This window comes from Streptococcus sanguinis (assembly GCF_026781265.1).
GTDB classification, from domain to species: Bacteria; Bacillota; Bacilli; order Lactobacillales; family Streptococcaceae; genus Streptococcus; species Streptococcus sanguinis_T.
Map to the genome: position 1 here is coordinate 791674 of NZ_JAKUVC010000002.1, position 14843 is coordinate 806516.

12 protein-coding genes and 1 pseudogene are annotated in these 14843 nt (G+C 42.9%); 6 read left to right on the forward strand and 7 right to left on the reverse strand.

The annotated features are described in order from the left end of the window. Window positions 1-185 precede the first annotated feature (185 nt). From MK370_RS04465 to MK370_RS04480, 4 genes are all read right to left on the reverse strand, one after another. Window positions 186-1229 (reverse strand): SepM family pheromone-processing serine protease, encoded by a 1044-nt coding sequence (locus MK370_RS04465; RefSeq protein ID WP_268684321.1) that lies wholly within the window; start codon window positions 1227-1229, stop codon window positions 186-188. Beyond that, window positions 1216-1710, reverse strand: coding sequence for a pantetheine-phosphate adenylyltransferase (gene coaD / locus MK370_RS04470; RefSeq protein ID WP_268684322.1), 495 nt, complete (start codon window positions 1708-1710; stop codon window positions 1216-1218). Before coaD ends, MK370_RS04465 begins: the two co-directional genes overlap by 14 nt. Further along, on the reverse strand, window positions 1700-2248 hold the full coding sequence (gene rsmD, locus MK370_RS04475) for a 16S rRNA (guanine(966)-N(2))-methyltransferase RsmD (RefSeq protein ID WP_268684323.1): 549 nt from the start codon (window positions 2246-2248) through the stop codon (window positions 1700-1702). Before rsmD ends, coaD begins: the two co-directional genes overlap by 11 nt. Before the next feature lie 69 nt (window positions 2249-2317). Continuing rightward, a complete protein-coding gene (locus tag MK370_RS04480) occupies window positions 2318-2806 on the reverse strand; it encodes a YcxB family protein (protein WP_268684324.1) in 489 nt (162 codons plus the stop codon). Window positions 2807-2947: 141 nt separating this feature from the next. On the opposite strand from MK370_RS04480, the gene MK370_RS04485 reads away from it, so the two are divergent. Genes MK370_RS04485 through MK370_RS04500 form a run of 4 tightly spaced genes read left to right on the forward strand, consistent with a single transcriptional unit; the run spans window position 2948 to window position 5686 of the window. After that, window positions 2948-3625 carry a helix-turn-helix domain-containing protein gene (locus tag MK370_RS04485; protein ID WP_268684325.1) on the forward strand — a complete coding sequence of 226 codons (678 nt, stop codon included), beginning with the start codon at window positions 2948-2950 and terminating at the stop codon, window positions 3623-3625. Window positions 3626-3628: 3 nt separating this feature from the next. Next, window positions 3629-5044, forward strand: coding sequence for a Y-family DNA polymerase (locus MK370_RS04490; RefSeq protein WP_268684326.1), 1416 nt, complete (start codon window positions 3629-3631; stop codon window positions 5042-5044). Further along, on the forward strand, window positions 5041-5415 hold the full coding sequence (locus MK370_RS04495; protein WP_268684327.1) for a hypothetical protein: 375 nt from the start codon (window positions 5041-5043) through the stop codon (window positions 5413-5415). The genes MK370_RS04490 and MK370_RS04495 overlap by 4 nt, the downstream gene beginning before the upstream one ends. Next, the gene (locus MK370_RS04500) at window positions 5393-5686 is read left to right on the forward strand and encodes a DUF5960 family protein (RefSeq protein ID WP_268684328.1); all 294 of its coding nucleotides are present in this window, start codon (window positions 5393-5395) and stop codon (window positions 5684-5686) included. Before MK370_RS04495 ends, MK370_RS04500 begins: the two co-directional genes overlap by 23 nt. 277 nt (window positions 5687-5963) lie before the next feature. Here the strand turns inward: MK370_RS04500 and MK370_RS04505 are convergent, their stop codons facing one another. After that, on the reverse strand, window positions 5964-6494 hold the full coding sequence (locus MK370_RS04505; RefSeq protein ID WP_268684329.1) for a YceD family protein: 531 nt from the start codon (window positions 6492-6494) through the stop codon (window positions 5964-5966). Between the two features lie 146 nt (window positions 6495-6640). Here MK370_RS04505 and MK370_RS04510 point away from each other — a divergent pair. Both MK370_RS04510 and MK370_RS04515 read left to right on the forward strand, forming a co-directional pair. Next, window positions 6641-7463, forward strand: a pseudogene (locus MK370_RS04510) (XRE family transcriptional regulator). 354 nt (window positions 7464-7817) lie between these two features. Continuing rightward, window positions 7818-9059 carry an MFS transporter gene (locus tag MK370_RS04515; protein ID WP_268684330.1) on the forward strand — a complete coding sequence of 414 codons (1242 nt, stop codon included), beginning with the start codon at window positions 7818-7820 and terminating at the stop codon, window positions 9057-9059. 130 nt (window positions 9060-9189) lie between these two features. On the opposite strand, the gene MK370_RS04520 is transcribed toward MK370_RS04515, so the two are convergent. Beyond that, complete coding sequence (locus tag MK370_RS04520; RefSeq protein ID WP_268684331.1) at window positions 9190-13707, reverse strand: glycoside hydrolase family 70 protein; 4518 nt, start codon at window positions 13705-13707, stop codon at window positions 9190-9192. Window positions 13708-13776: 69 nt separating this feature from the next. Then, window positions 13777-14658 (reverse strand): helix-turn-helix domain-containing protein, encoded by an 882-nt coding sequence (locus tag MK370_RS04525; protein WP_002896237.1) that lies wholly within the window; start codon window positions 14656-14658, stop codon window positions 13777-13779. Window positions 14659-14843: the final 185 nt, after the last annotated feature.

Sequence of the window (14843 nt, forward strand, 5' to 3'; positions counted from 1 at the left end):
CTGTTTCACAAGAAAAGGGAGTGGGAAAGAACTTCAAACAAGTTAAAAAGTTCGTCTTCCCACCCCCGCACAGTTGATTAGGTCATCTTTGGAGCTTAAAAAGCGAAGTAAGATGCCAATCAACCACTGCGTCATCTATTTTTTCTAATTTAGACTCAAAAGTCTGGACTTTTTGCCCAGACTCTTTACTTGTTCTTTTTCAGATAGTCAATGGCATCCTGCAGCGTTTTAACTGGAACAATTTTCATATCCGTTTTAATCTTCTTGGCTGTCTCCAGAGCCGTTTGGTAGTTGTTTTTCCCATTAGGAGAAAGCTTCTTCTCTTCCTCTGTAAGTTCATTGTTGGGTGCAAAGAAGATATCCGCTCCGCTTTGGGCTGCTGAAACGACTTTCTTATCGATTCCGCCGATTTCGCCAACTTCACCTTCACGGCTGATGCTGCCGGTCCCTGCAATATCGCGGCCGTCACGAAGAGTCGGATCAGCCAACTGGGTATAAATGGCTAGGCTGAACATGAGACCAGCACTAGGACCTCCAATACCCTCAGTTGAAAATGTAATCGGAATATTACTGCTGACTTCTGTCCGGTCTATCAGACTAATGCCAATCCCGTTCTTACCGTTCTCCAGCTTGATAATCTTTCCGGTTACCGATTTCTCCTGATCATCTTCTTGGAAAGTCACCTTGACCTTGTCCCCAAGCTTCTGCGAGTTGACATACTTGACCAGCTCCTCAGAGCTTTCAAAGGTCTTGTCATTGACACCGGTTACCGTATCAGCAATATTGAGAACTCCCTTGAAAGTTGAGTTATCTGCCACCTGCAAGACATAAACCCCCAAATAGTCCATTTTGATCTCTTTACCAGCTGTCGTCAACCCCTGATATTTGGCCATATTTTGCGATGTTTCCATGTAAAATTGGTTGATCCGATTAAACTCATCGTCCGTGGAGCCACCTGTCATATCCTTAGCGGAATAAATATCTGTAAAAGGGGTCAGCCAAGCATAGACCAGATGCGCAAAGGTTGCCTGCTCTACTCCGACCGTCACAAAGTTGTAGGAGCCCGCTTCCTTGTCGGCCTTATTATCAACTATCAAGACCTGACGAACATCTTCGGCACCACCAGGAACTTCTATATAATAAGGCAGACGAACGTAAAGAGCTGCTATAAAAAAGGCAATAGTGACACCAATGACCGTTGGCAATATAAACTTCTTAATTCTTTTCATTGTTGATTCTTTCTAATTCTTTGATTACACTTTGGGGCACATAGGCCGCGATATCCTGCTGAAAAGCAATCAGCTCACGAATACGTGATGAACTGATAGGCTGATAGACTGGCTTGCTGAGTAAGAAAATCGTCTCCAGCTCTCCTGCTAGTTCATGATTGAAAAAGTTCATATTGGCTTCATAGTCTAGGTCTTGACTATTGCGGAGACCGCGTACAAAGGCCTGGGCTCCCATTCTTCTGGCCACTGTCACTGCTAGCTCATTCTGCGAAGTGATGACCTCGACATTATCCAAATGTTGCAGAGCTTCTTTGACCATGCGCTCTCTGGCCTCAATTGTAAAAAAACCTGACTTTTCCCGGTTATAGAAAATCCCTACATAGAGCTTGTCAAAGAGCCTGCTAGCCCGCTCAATCAGGTCCACATGACCCTTGGTCATCGGGTCAAAAGACCCTGTGAATAATCCTATCTTATCTGACATACACCGTCACCTTTGAAATTCCATATATCTTCTGCTTCCAAATGCCCAGCCCGGCAATTTCTTCTGGCAATTCAACATCCTTATCTGTCTCACAGACTACTAGGACATCTTGACTCAAGAGTTGGCCTTCCTCTAGCTTCTCAAGGTCTGCCACAATCTGCTCCTTGGCATAAGGCGGATCTAAGAGAACCAAGTCAAAAGCTCCCGTAAATATTTCCAAGGCTCGACCAGACTCCATCTTGAGCAAGTCAAAACGTTCCGGCTCCTTGGTCATCTGAATGTTCTCTGAAATAATAGCCTGAGCTCTGCGATCCCTTTCGACTAAGATAGCTTCCTCCATACCTCGCGAAATAGCCTCAATGGCCAAACTCCCGCTCCCAGCATAAAGATCTAGCACCCGACCACCGTCAAAATAGGGACCAACCATATTAAAAATCGCCCCCTTGACCTTATCAGTCGTAGGTCTAGTCGTCTTGCCGTCCAAAGTCTTGAGGGGCCTACCCCCGTATTTACCTGCAACAACTCTCATAAAAAACATTATAACACACATCGCACAAGAGGCAAATTTTTTGAAAACTGGACAGACAAAAAACAGAAGTCCCCAAAATTAGAGACTTCTGTTTTCTTTTAGTTTTAGTAAAAAAGCAATTAATTCAGGCTGACAGTCTGCCTTATCCAAGATCAGCCCTATTGACCGGCCAACCATAATATAAAAAGTTTCTGGCTTGTCTATAATCGCCACAATATCCTGATAATCATATCGAGAGGTATGATTGCGATTAAGGACTTGAAAATCCCTCTCATAGAAGTTAAACTCCTGCTCCAAATCATGCCAGAGGGGGTTGCCTCTATAAAACTTTTTAATATGTCGATTCATGGACAGATAGTAAAGAAAAGGAAGGACTGCCACAGTAACAAGAAAAGCTACGCCTGGCAAAGGTTCCCCGATGAAAAAACAGATTGCACCGCATATCAGCACCACTATCTCAGGGAGAATCAGTGAGAAGATGCCATTCTTTTTATACCAGAAATTGGTCCAAGCGAAACGGCGGTAAGCTTCTTCTGTCATAATCGTCTTTGCTATCATAGGAAACATCTCTCTACCTCCAGGTTATATTCCTCCCTACAGTTTACCACACTCTTGCTAGAAATAACAATACTCAATAAAAAACTTGCTTTTCTCGATTTCATTTGTTATACTATACGTAACTTTTTAAACGTTACGCAGGTGGTGAATATGTTTTCTCATGAAAAATTAAAAAAACGCCGTTTGGAGCTTAATTTGACACAATCTTCCATTTATCAAGAGCTGGGCATCTCTCGAAAGACTTACTCTGCTTGGGAAAATGGCCTAGCAGAACCCCACGCAAAAAATCTCAGGAGGTTGGCCACCTGTCTCAAGGTCCAAGAGAACTACTTTGTGGATGAGACCAGCGTGCTCTACACCTATCCTTTACTAACTCCACCACATAAAAAAGAAGTAGACCAGCTCGCTAGTAGGCTCCTAGAGAGACAGCGCAAGGTTAGTACTCTTACAGCCTATAAAGTTCTATCCGTTGAGCTGGCTGCAGGTCGCGGTCACAGTTATTATGACAATGAAACAGACTACGAAACTGTCTACTTTGATCAAGATATCCAGCACGATTTTGCATCCTGGGTCTCTGGGGATTCTATGGAACCCAAGTATCCCAATGGCTCTGTTGCCCTTATGAAACAGACAGGATTTGACTACGATGGGGCCGTCTATGCTCTCATGTGGAATGGCAAGACCTATATCAAAAAAGTCTACCGCGAAGCTGAAGGTCTACGCCTAGAGTCTATCAATCCTGACTACGAGGATCTCTTTGCTCCTTACGAAGACCAGCCTAGCATTGTCGGTATAGTAGTCGGACATTTTCTGCCGATTGAGGTATAAGCCATGGTCCTATTTGATTATTCACGCGAGCCCCATTCAGACATTGCTTTTGTGGATATGAAAAGTTTTTACGCCTCTTGTGAATGCATCGCACTCGGCCTTGACCCTTTAAAAACCTCGCTCTGTGTCATGAGCCGAATTGAAAATTCTGTCGGACTGATACTAGCTGCTACCCCTCTCTTTAAAAAGAATTTTGGCAGCCAAAATGTCAGCCGAAGCTATAATCTTCCTTTTGATGTCCACACCCGTAAGTTCAACTTTGCTGCTGCCCGCAAGCAGGGACTGCCAATTACAGCAGATTATGTGCGTTTTATCGAAGACGCTGCCCAAAAGACCCTACTGGTCCCACCTCGCATGAACTACTATATCCCGAAAAACATGGAAATCCAAAAGATTTTCCAGGATTTTGCAGCTCCCGATGATATTTTCCCCTACTCAATTGATGAGGGCTTCTTAGATTTGACAAGCTCTATCAGCTACTTCATTCCCGATCAGACGCTGGACCGCAGGACCAAACTAGACCTGCTGGCTGCCCGCATTCAACAGGCTATCTGGAAGAAGACTGGGATTTATGCTTCTATCGGCCTGAGCAACGCCAATCCTCTTCTCGCTAAGCTAGCCTTGGACATTGAAGCTAAACATACAAAAAAGATGCGGGTCAACTGGTCCTATGAGGATGTTCCCAACAAGGTTTGGACCATTCCGACAATGACAGATTTTTGGGGTATCGGCTACCGAACAGCCACCCGTCTTAAGAAGCTAGGCATTTATTCCATTTATGATTTGGCTCACTTTAATCCCGATATTCTCAAAAAAGAAATGGGAGTCATGGGTCTGCAGCTTTGGTTTCACGCTCATGGCATCGATGAAAGCAATATCCACAAGCCTTATCAGATCAAGTCACATGGTCTGGGCAATTCACAAATTCTCCCCCGAGATTATAGACGACAGGCAGAGATTGAGCTGATTTTCCGAGAAATGGCTGAACAGGTCGCCATTCGTCTCAGACGTTCTGGTAAGAAATGCCAGCGTGTTTCTATTCATGCCCGCTATTCCAAACAGGATCGCCTGCCTTCCATTCATACACAGAAAAAAATTGAGTCTACCAATAACAGCGATCGACTGGCTCAAATCGTAGTTCAGCTTTTTCGTTCCAAATATCAGGGCGGGGCTATCCGACAGATTGGCGTTTTTTACAGTGACTTTGTCGATCAAGGCTATGGTCTGATTTCTCTCTTTGATGATCCCTTGCAAATTCAAAAAGAAGAGGAGCTCCAGCTGACGATTGACCGCATCAGAGATCGTTTCGGCTTTGCCTCTTTGCTTAAGGGCTCGGCCTTACTGGACTCCTCTCGTGCCATCGCTCGAAGCAAGCTAACCGGTGGCCATTCTGCTGGAGGTTTGGAGGGCTTATCATGACCGACCGCTCTTATCTCCCTTATCAGTCGGCTCGTGACTTTCAGGATCGGGGTATGGCTAAGTGGGCTGGCTTTTTTCTATCTGAACACAGCACTGCTCTGGCCAAAAAAGAACTAGATATCAGTCGCCTGACCCAGCTTGACAGACAGGAGAAATTCTATTTGCTCAACCAAGCCTATAGCCAGCAAGTTCCAATCCGAATCACCTTTCTTAATCAGGGAAAGCTGACCGACATTACTGCTACTGTCTTTCATCTGGACTGCAAGCAGGTCCTCCTGCAGGAAGGTGACCATTACAAAGTCCTTGCTATCCAGCAGATTCTTTCGATACAAGCTTCAGGAGGCACAGATGACCACTCAGAATCTACATGAAGAACTTCAATTTGACTATTTTTCTCAGAATTACTATCAATTTCAAGAGGATTTTTATCAATTTTCCAATCTTCCCCAGCCTCTGATGGTCATGGAAGATGACATCCTACTCCACATGGCCAGCCGTCAGGTCACTTACTTCAAACTCTCCAAGACCAAAAGTTTGGACAAGAAGGACCATTACTTCCACTTTACCGTCAGTCGCCCAGACCAAGCAAACCGACTCTGCATTTACCACTATCAAGGCCAAACAGAAAATATAAAGCAATAAGCTCCCAAACTAAATGTCTGGGAGCTTATTGTATGGACCTTGCCATCTACTAGAATCTTCTCAATTCTTTCTTGCTTTAAGTCAGGCAAATAACATTAAAGATTTGAACCGGGTATATTCGAACCTGAGAAACGCCATTCTTTTTAGGTTAAATACCTAGTTTGTATAACTTAATTTCAGATTAAAAACACCCCAATCGTTAGATTTTCTGTCTAACTTTTGGGGTGCAATTCAAAGCGATTTATCTTTTTTAACTGTTTCAAGATTTTTACAAGAATTATTCATCAAAAAGTCCTTGCAAACCGGCGAAAGGATTGTTCTTCTCTTTTTGAGCTTCTTGAGCAGCGGCGAATTCCTCTTCCGTCATAACCTGCCAGTCCTGACCAGACAGAAAACCTTGACCAGCTTCTTCCTCAGCTGTTAGGATTTTCAGTGGAATATTCAGCAAGATATTATCAGCTACACTCTCGGATACATTAATCTCGCCATTTTCAATCGGCAGAACCAAATCCTGATCAATCATATCCTGCGATGCGGCCTGTCCTTCTTCCATGAAAATTTCGTTGACTAGATAAGACTCCTTGAGCTCCACCGGCTCCATGCTGCGACTGGACGTCAAGGTAATGGTATAAGACAAGTCATAATCTAGAAAATAAAGGCCGTCTTCATATTGAACCTTGCCTTTGGCTACAATATCCTGAACATCTAAAATCTCAGGATTGCGCTCTTTTAACTCCTCTGCCAAGTCCAGCTTTTTCTCAAAGGCTAAACCTTCTGGATTCTTTCGAATTTCTTGAATATGCAACATAAGTTCCTCTTTGTTTTTTTCTTTTATTATATCATGTTTGAGCACTTCGATGTTATTGAAAATTATTTTGTTATAATAAAATGTAAGGAGGGAAGACAATGGAACATCTAGGACAGACTTTTAGATTTTTTTGAGAGGCAAGGCACATCTCTTTATCCGAGGCGACTGGCGGAGAATTTTCAAAATCTATGCTCTCTCGCTTTGAAAATGGGCAGAGCGAACTTTCGGCACAGAAACTTTTTAGCGCGCTCAGCGCTATCCACACGGAAACGGAAGAATTTACCCTTGCAGCCGGCATCCAGAGCCATCATTCTCACAAGGAACTCTTAAGCCAAATCCACGACCTGCTGCAAGCCAATCAGCTTAAGCTCTTAGAAGAACTTTATCTGGAAAAAGAAAAAATTACTCAAAAAAGCAAGCGCGCTAGCGATTGGGTTGAGCGCCTAATTGTAAAGGCCTATCTCTGTGCCCTCAAAGAGTCTGAAAAGGCCAGTCCAGGCGAGCTTGATTTCCTGCATGATTACCTCTTTTCAGTTGATATTTGGGGGGCGCTACGAGCTCAATCTCTTCTCTGTCTGCACTCCGGTTTTATCTCTAGATTTGTTCTCCCAATACACCAAAGAAATCCTCTCAAGAAAGGATTTCGCAGCCTTGTTTGCCAACAATCGCAACACCCTGCACACTACTTTTCTTAATGGTTATCTTCTGGCCATCAGTCAGGAAAATATCACCCAGGCAGACTATTTCCAACAAGTCATTGAGCGACACTTTTACGAAGAAAATGAGACTTACTTCCGAATTGTCTATCTCTTTGCTCAGGGAGAGTTAGCTTGTTTGAAAGGGCAAAAAGAAGAGGGACTCACTCAAACGAAGCAAGCTGTCGACATTTTCCGAATCTTGAACTGCCAACATAGCGCCCACTACTATCAAGACACACTTGATACTGCTTTTCAAAAATATAGCAAATAATGCAAATCTCCACTTTTAAACTCAGTGATGTTGAGTTGGGAAGTGGATTTTTTTTTGATGCAAAATACACTCCAAATTACTCATTTTAACAATTACACTCAAAAAACGTTGAATATATGCAACATTTCCTGTGGCTTAGATTTTCTATTTTATACTAAAAACAGAAAGAGCTAGCGCAAGTCACTTTCAGAATTTCACCACTTACTTATGCGGTATAACCAGTTGCCGAAAAGCCCTTGTTTTTGGCTTTAAACGGTCTATAATGGTCATCAGAAAGAGAAAAAACAAAAGCTAGATTACAGATGTATCCAATCAGCTTTTATACAATCTTGCAGTTTAGAAAAGGAGTCTACAATGAAATTATTCTTTAAAAATGGGGTCTATGCCTCACTCAGCCTTTCCCGAATATTCAACACCTTGGGAGCTTCTATTTTCAATATTGTTTTTGTGGTATTTGCTTCCAGCCTGCCCAATCCCAAGTTTGCCATTGCTGTGGCTAATTTTATCGTCCTGATTCCGACTTTCTTTACTATTTTTGCCGGCATCAAAGCTGACAAGACCGTTCCTAAGACTCGTTGGCTGATTCATTTTGGTTATCTTCAAGCCCTGCTCTTTGTCCTTGTTGCCTTCATGACTCGCTCCAGCTCTTATCTAGCCTTTTCAGCCGTCTGCTTGATAAATATTCTTTCAGATATTATCAGCGACTATCGGAGCGGTCTCCAAATGCCGATTTTAAAAAAGAATGTTCCAGAGAAAGACCTTATGGAAGCCTTCTCTTTTACCCAGCTTATCAGCTTTCTTTGTAGCCTGGCCGGACAAGCTTTAGGAGTTTGGCTCCTAACCGTCAGCCAGCAAGACTTTTTCCTAGTGGCTTTGGTTAACGCCCTGACCTTTCTCCTATCCTCCACCATCCTCTACCTAGTCCGCCGCCGATTGACCCATGATCCCGTCGTAATTTCTGAGAAAAAAGCTCCTCTGAAAGAAGAATTGAAGAAAATGTACACATCGTCCAAGCTCATTTTTGAGCAGGAAAGTTCTAACAATTTTCTTAAACTGCTGGCTCAAATCCTAGTCGTCAACGCTATGGCAGGTTCTCTTATAGCTCTTTATAATCTCTACTTGCTGGACAACCCTATCTTCCAGCTGTCCTTTAGCCAGTCTCTCTTGGTTCTTCAGACGGCTCTTGTCCTAGCCATGGTCATCGCCAGCCTGACTCCCAACGATTACTTTAGCCGTCTCTCTCTAAATCAACTAACCCTCTGGGCTGCTCTTACCATGATTCTGCTTGCTGTCAGCAACTTCTTGCATTTGCATGTTTTCGTCGGCATTGCTTTTGGGTTTTTACTAGCTTATATCTCCGGCAAGATCAATCCCAAAATCAATACTCTCTTACTGAGCAAGTTGTCTTCTGATGTTCTCGCTCAGATTTCCAGCTTTCTGAGTCTGCTCTTTTCTTTCTCTGTTCCCTTTGGTACTATGCTCTTCAGCAGCCTGGCCCTCTGGAATATGAACGCCAGCTGGCTCATCTTCAGCATTATCGGTGCGATTGCTCTGCTCCTATCTATTGAAAAAAAGAAAGATGTTAAAGAAAATTGATAGATCAATCTTGTTTCTACATTTGTTCTCCTAGAAGACAGCTAAAAACGATAACTTCCAAACAAGAAGTTATCGTTTTTGTGTATTAGAAAGCTAAAGATTAAGTTTCATTTAGCATATTCTATTGCTATTAGTTCCAGCCGAAGCGTCTGCCTCTACCATTGCGGTCAAAGTACATCCAACTTCCATCTTCCAGCTGAATCCATTTATTGCGCGCCATTTCTCCTGAATTGGCATCAAAGTAACGGTTAGCACCATTGACATAGACAATCTTACCTTTGACTTGCTTACCATTTTGGTCGAAGTAAAGGGTTTGTTGACCAATCTTTTGAAGACCTGTCACTGCTTTACCAGCCTGATCGAAGTAATACCATTCGTTCTTAGCACCTTCTGCAAACTTGCCGACTGCCATTTCTCCAGAGTTGGCATCAAAGTAACGGATACTCTTGTCTGCAAGTGTCACGATTTTACCCTTGACTTGCTTGCCATCTTGATCGAAGTAAAGGGTTTGTTGACCAATCTTCTGAAGACCTATCACTGCTTTACCAGCTTGATCGAAGTAATACCATTCGTTCTTAGATCCTTCTGCAAACTTGCCGACTGCCATTTCTCCTGAGTTGGCATCAAAGTAACGGATACTCTTGTCTGCAAGTGTCACGATTTTACCTTTGACTTGCTTGCCATCTTGGTCGAAGTAAAGGGTTTGCTGGCCAAGTTTTTGAAGACCTGTTACAGCAACACCATCTGCTCCGAAATAGTACCAGTCACTTGGATTATCACCTTGGGCAAAGCGGTTAGCAGCAGCGTTACCTGAATCCTTATCAAAGTAACGAAGTTTACCATCTTTGGCACGCGCAATCTTGCCCTTGACTTGGTAGCCGTTTTGGTCGAAGAATTGCTGATTGCCGCCCATAGTTACCAGACCTCTAGCCATGACACCCTTGGCATCAAAGTAACGCCAGTTTTGGCCGTCTGTAGTATAGTAACGGTTAAGAATCTTGGCACCGATCTTATCATAGTAATACTGATTGCCATTTTCATCTTCACGGAGAGAGTCACGTAACTGAATACCATTCTTGAGGAAGTAGAGCTGTTTGCCGTCAATTTCTTGCTCGCCTGTCACCAGATAGCCGCGGTTGTTGAAGTAATACCAATTTCCATTTTCATCTTGGATAAAGGAATTCTTAGCCTCATATCCACTAGTTGAATAGTACTTAGTACCATTAGCATCACTAACAAATCCAGTGGAAGCTTTCTTATTGAGCAGTTGCTTAGGCAGTACCATCTCACCATTCTTGTTATTGAGATATTCGTTGCTAGCCCAATCTTTAAGAACATAGTAAGCCCCGCGACCTAAGATATTGGTACCGTTGAAGTGTTTAGCAGACCACTTGGTAATCTTCTCATCAGTCGTCATCTTTTGACCGTTGGAAATCTGTACTCGCTCAAAGATTTCTGGGTATTTAGCTTTGAGTTCATCCAAGAAGGCTCCGCCATACTTGCCTTGATAGTCTGTACCATTCGTTCTAGTATTGGCAACGTAAAGTTTTTCCTTGATTTCTGCGCCTTCACGGTAGGTTCCATAGTTGTTGACACGAGTTGCCGTTACCACTTCTTTACCTGGCAGGTTGTAGATTTGGTCTGGCACCCAGTCCGCAATGGCTTGGATATTGACACTGTGAAGAGCACGGAGAGCATTGAGCAGGTCATCTAAAGAACCATATTTATTGTTTTTGCTCATAGCCATATCATAGCGGTCTTCAAATGCATAACCATTCTGGATGATAGAATCTAGGAAAGTACCGTCTTGGCTAGATACATACTGAGGTGGCAGTTCAAATGATGTTACTCCCCATTCCTTGAAGAGGTTGACATTTTTGGCAATGACTTTATTGGTATACTGGTCATCACGAGTTGCAAAGTCTTGGAAGTTAGAGAAGCCTTCGTAAATCAGCTGAGAATCAAGAGCCGCGCTAGATTCGTAAACCTGACTGCTGGCATTTTTCTTCTTGCTGGCTGTTACACGAGCATCCTGATTCTCTTTAGCACCAACTGGTACCCAAACAGCCAGATAACCAGAAACTTGGACATTGCTGTAGCCTGCGATATCGTTCATATCAAAGGTCAAAATACCATTGGCATCTGTCTTCTTCCAGAGGGATTGCGGCACTTCTTCGTCAGTTAAATAGCGGGAAATACCATCTTTGGTCGTCAAGAGCACAGGACGGTAGTATTGATTCTTATGGGCTGCTCCCATATTGACTTGCAGTTTATCCCACTCATTCAGCTTGAGATTCGGGTTGTTAGAAGCAATAACTGCCATCCCTTGGGTACGAGTTTCTGCTGTTCCTTCATCTGTTGCTTCGTTAGCACCAGTACCGTAACGAACAGAGGTTAAAATACCATTGTAAGACCATTTATCAGCCTCACGAGGGACACCCATATAGGTGACTTTCATGTCCTGACCACCAGCTACATACTTAATCCGAGCCCGCAACAAGGCATCGATAGCGTCGTGGTAAGGAGATTTTTTCTCCATGTATTGACCGTCATCTGTATAGAGATCACCATAGTAAACCCGAGTGATGGAGTCTTTGTTGGAGAGCATGAGAGCATGAGCAGTTGGGATATTGAACTGCGTATACTTCTTGTCCGCCTTTCGCATATCTTCGTTGTAAATCTTGAAGGCTTGCTTGAGCTCATCCATGGTAAAGGTCAAACCATCAGTATTTGGATTGATATTTTCCCGGATGATGTCGGCAATAACGGTTTGCACTTCACTGTCATGAGCCCGAACAAAGATATAATTGGCCATCCGCTCGCCATTTTTCTTTTCAGTAGAACGGTCATTCAGACTATTCGTAATCGTTGGCTCTACACCACTACGGATAGAAAGCTTGCGCATGAACGAATAAAGCAAGGATAGACGAAGCTTATTATCAATCGGTAATTGTGCACCCTTGGTGTCCTTGTTGTAGTCAGGGTCGTTGTCAGACCAAGCTTCCAAGATAGACAGGTGCTTAATAGCCTGCTCTTCACTTTCTCCAACCTTGTAGCGTGACTTGAAGTAGTCAGAGGCAATTTGGAGCAAGTCCGCATTGACATTATCTACCGCATCGACACGGACTCCGTCAAAGTTAGCAGTCGGATCATTAGCTACGATGCTACCAAAGTTCATCATAAAGTGCAGCCAGTTGAGTTGCTCAGCCTGAACAGCTGGATTTGAGTTGTCAAAGTCGTTAGCTAGCAGGAATTCATAACCACCATTTGACTTATCAATGAAGTACTTAGGTGTACCAGTTTGGCTGGTAGGTGTGCGGTTCAGGATGCGGTACTTAGAATTAGCATGAGAAGTCTTATCACTATTGGTATAAAGCAGAGCTCCGCCTTGCAAGTGGTCCTTATTAGTGCCGGTTGTTTCAGACTCAGTCTTGATGTTCCAGTTTGGCTGAGTTTTGACAAATGTACCCATCAGTGTTCTCAGCCATTTAGTATCGCCTTCTTTACCGATTCTTTCTTCAATTTTGCGCTGAACCTGCTGAGAAGCACCTGTTAGGATAGCTTGTTCCACCTTGTTTTCAAAAGCTCCTGCTCCCAAACCTTGCTGGTTCATATAGTTGAGATAGCTAACCTGCGTTTGCTTATCAGGCCACCAAGCCATTAAAAGCGGACGCAAGTCAGTCTCTGTAGACTGAGTCCATGTTTTTCCATCCTTGAGGATAGCTTTTGGACGATACCAGCTATCTGCTGTCAGGTAGCCGTCAACTGTTTCGATGTCCTTGTCAGTTGTACCATGGAAGGCATTCATTCTGGTAAATTCATTGTTAAGACTGCTAGTACCTTGCTGGAATTGATACTCAGCTGAATCAATCAGTGCTCCAGTCTCTGCATCGAAATAAAGAATTTTTCCATTGAGCTCAACAGCGAAATTCTTTTTAACTGTACCGTCGTCCTGAACATAGTATTTCTTACCATCAATGGTCTTGATGTGAGATAAGACATCATCATCATGCTCAGTATTAACAGGTGCCGCTTGGGCTTGAGCAGCCACCATTCTTTCAGCTATCGCTCCCTGTCTTTGAGCAGGTTCTGGCAAGCGATCTTTCTTTGCAACCTTTGGATTTGCAACAATCTTGTCTGTAACAGTCTTCTTTGCTTGTTTGTCAGCAGTTGCTGGACTTGCTTGTCTATCCTGATCAGTTGCTTCCGGTTTAGCAGTTTCTGATGTTGCATTAGCTGCTTTTGCTTCTTCAGCAACGGCTGCTTTTTCTGTAGTTGCTGCTTCTGCTACTGCCGGCTTAGCTGGCTCTTGAGCATCTGTTTGAACCGCTGCTTCCGTATTTGCTGCAGTTTCAGCAGTTTTTTCACTGGCTACAGTAGCATCAACCACCTTGTCTGCAGAAGTTGCTTTTTCTGCTTCCAGCTGAGAAGCTGAGTTAGCTTGTACTTGAACTGGCTGCCCTGAGCCACTATCCTGAGCTGCAGCTGGCTCTTGAACTGCCACCTGCTTAACATCATCAGCGTGGACAAGACCTGCTTCGAGACCAAGTACTTTTGGTGCTACGATAAGTGCTAAGGTAGTCACACCGATGGCTACCCAGTTCTTCTTAACTTTATGCATCTTATAATGAATTTTTTTCTCCATCATAAAACCTCCTTCTGAATTTGGTATAAAGTTATACTCTTATTCTAGTATATTTTTAGAAATGAGTCTATTTTATTTACACATCTGCAACTGTGAACGGCAAATTCTTTCAAACTGAGCTTTGAGCTTCTGGGCAACACCGAAGGAATCTAAAAATTCCAAAAAAGATAAGCATTGCTCAATATCGCTTAGAGCATGGCTATTTCCAACCTTGTAGGAATAAAGAGCCCTATGATACTTAATCAGCATCCGTTCATAGAGATCTGTCTCAGGGATTTTAGAATGATCAAGATAATTGAGGAATCTCATAGCAACCTGCAAATGGTTTCCCTCTATGCAGACGCTGATAACATTAAGCAGCATCTTGATAATACGCCGGCGGTTCTCTGGTAGGTCATTATAAAACTGGGTGCGATTAATCATCTCACTAGCAAAGGTCTCCAGTGTTTCCAAGGTCAATAGATCCACACTATTAGTAAAGAGCCAGAGCTCATAACGTCCCCACTCCTCAACGGAAAAGAGATAATCAGTCAACAATTCTGTATCTTTCTTGCTAATCTGAAAATCTGGACTGCAGGAAGACAATACTGCTCTAACAACAATTGTATTGAGCCTATAGTTCTTCTTCTCAGGGAACTTCTCAGCCAAAGCTTCTGAACTAGCCAAAATACTTTGGAGCTTGACGACATTGTTTTCCTGATAAGCATCAGCTACTTTTTTCGAGAAAAGCGCATCATCTGCCTCAATGTAGTTATGGTAAACATACTGGAACTCGTCTAGAGAAACAGCCATATTCTTCAAGCAGCAATAGAAAGAATCAAGCGTGATACCGCTGACTCCCCGCTCAAAACGAGACAATTGAGCCACTGAAATATCTCCGGCTGCCGCCTCTTTAAGAGACATGTTTTTTGATTCTCTAATGACTTTGAAAATTTTTCCAAATGTTTTCAACATACCGAACCCCCGGTTTCATATATGCAATAAAATTTTTTACTAAATTTAATATACTAGTAATATATTTCTATTTTGTTACAAAAAAACTACTTTGTATTTCTAAATGATACAAATAGATTAACTTGAACAATAAAATAACTCAATATAGTGATTTTTTCTGAAAATTTTATGGTTTTCAAGAAAAT

Bases quoted from the DNA above. Each gene is read 5' to 3' on its own strand.
- MK370_RS04505 (WP_268684329.1), bottom strand. From the start codon at position 6,494: ATGTTGCATATTCAAGAAATTCGAAAGAATCCAGAAGGTTTAGCCTTT.
- MK370_RS04495 (WP_268684327.1), top strand. From the start codon at position 5,041: ATGACCGACCGCTCTTATCTCCCTTATCAGTCGGCTCGTGACTTTCAG.
- MK370_RS04515 (WP_268684330.1), top strand. From the start codon at position 7,818: ATGAAATTATTCTTTAAAAATGGGGTCTATGCCTCACTCAGCCTTTCC.
- MK370_RS04485 (WP_268684325.1), top strand. From the start codon at position 2,948: ATGTTTTCTCATGAAAAATTAAAAAAACGCCGTTTGGAGCTTAATTTG.
- MK370_RS04520 (WP_268684331.1), bottom strand. From the start codon at position 13,707: ATGATGGAGAAAAAAATTCATTATAAGATGCATAAAGTTAAGAAGAAC.
- coaD (WP_268684322.1), bottom strand. From the start codon at position 1,710: ATGTCAGATAAGATAGGATTATTCACAGGGTCTTTTGACCCGATGACC.
- MK370_RS04480 (WP_268684324.1), bottom strand. From the start codon at position 2,806: ATGTTTCCTATGATAGCAAAGACGATTATGACAGAAGAAGCTTACCGC.
- rsmD (WP_268684323.1), bottom strand. From the start codon at position 2,248: ATGTTTTTTATGAGAGTTGTTGCAGGTAAATACGGGGGTAGGCCCCTC.
- MK370_RS04490 (WP_268684326.1), top strand. From the start codon at position 3,629: ATGGTCCTATTTGATTATTCACGCGAGCCCCATTCAGACATTGCTTTT.
- MK370_RS04525 (WP_002896237.1), bottom strand. From the start codon at position 14,658: ATGTTGAAAACATTTGGAAAAATTTTCAAAGTCATTAGAGAATCAAAA.
- MK370_RS04465 (WP_268684321.1), bottom strand. From the start codon at position 1,229: ATGAAAAGAATTAAGAAGTTTATATTGCCAACGGTCATTGGTGTCACT.
- MK370_RS04500 (WP_268684328.1), top strand. From the start codon at position 5,393: ATGACCACTCAGAATCTACATGAAGAACTTCAATTTGACTATTTTTCT.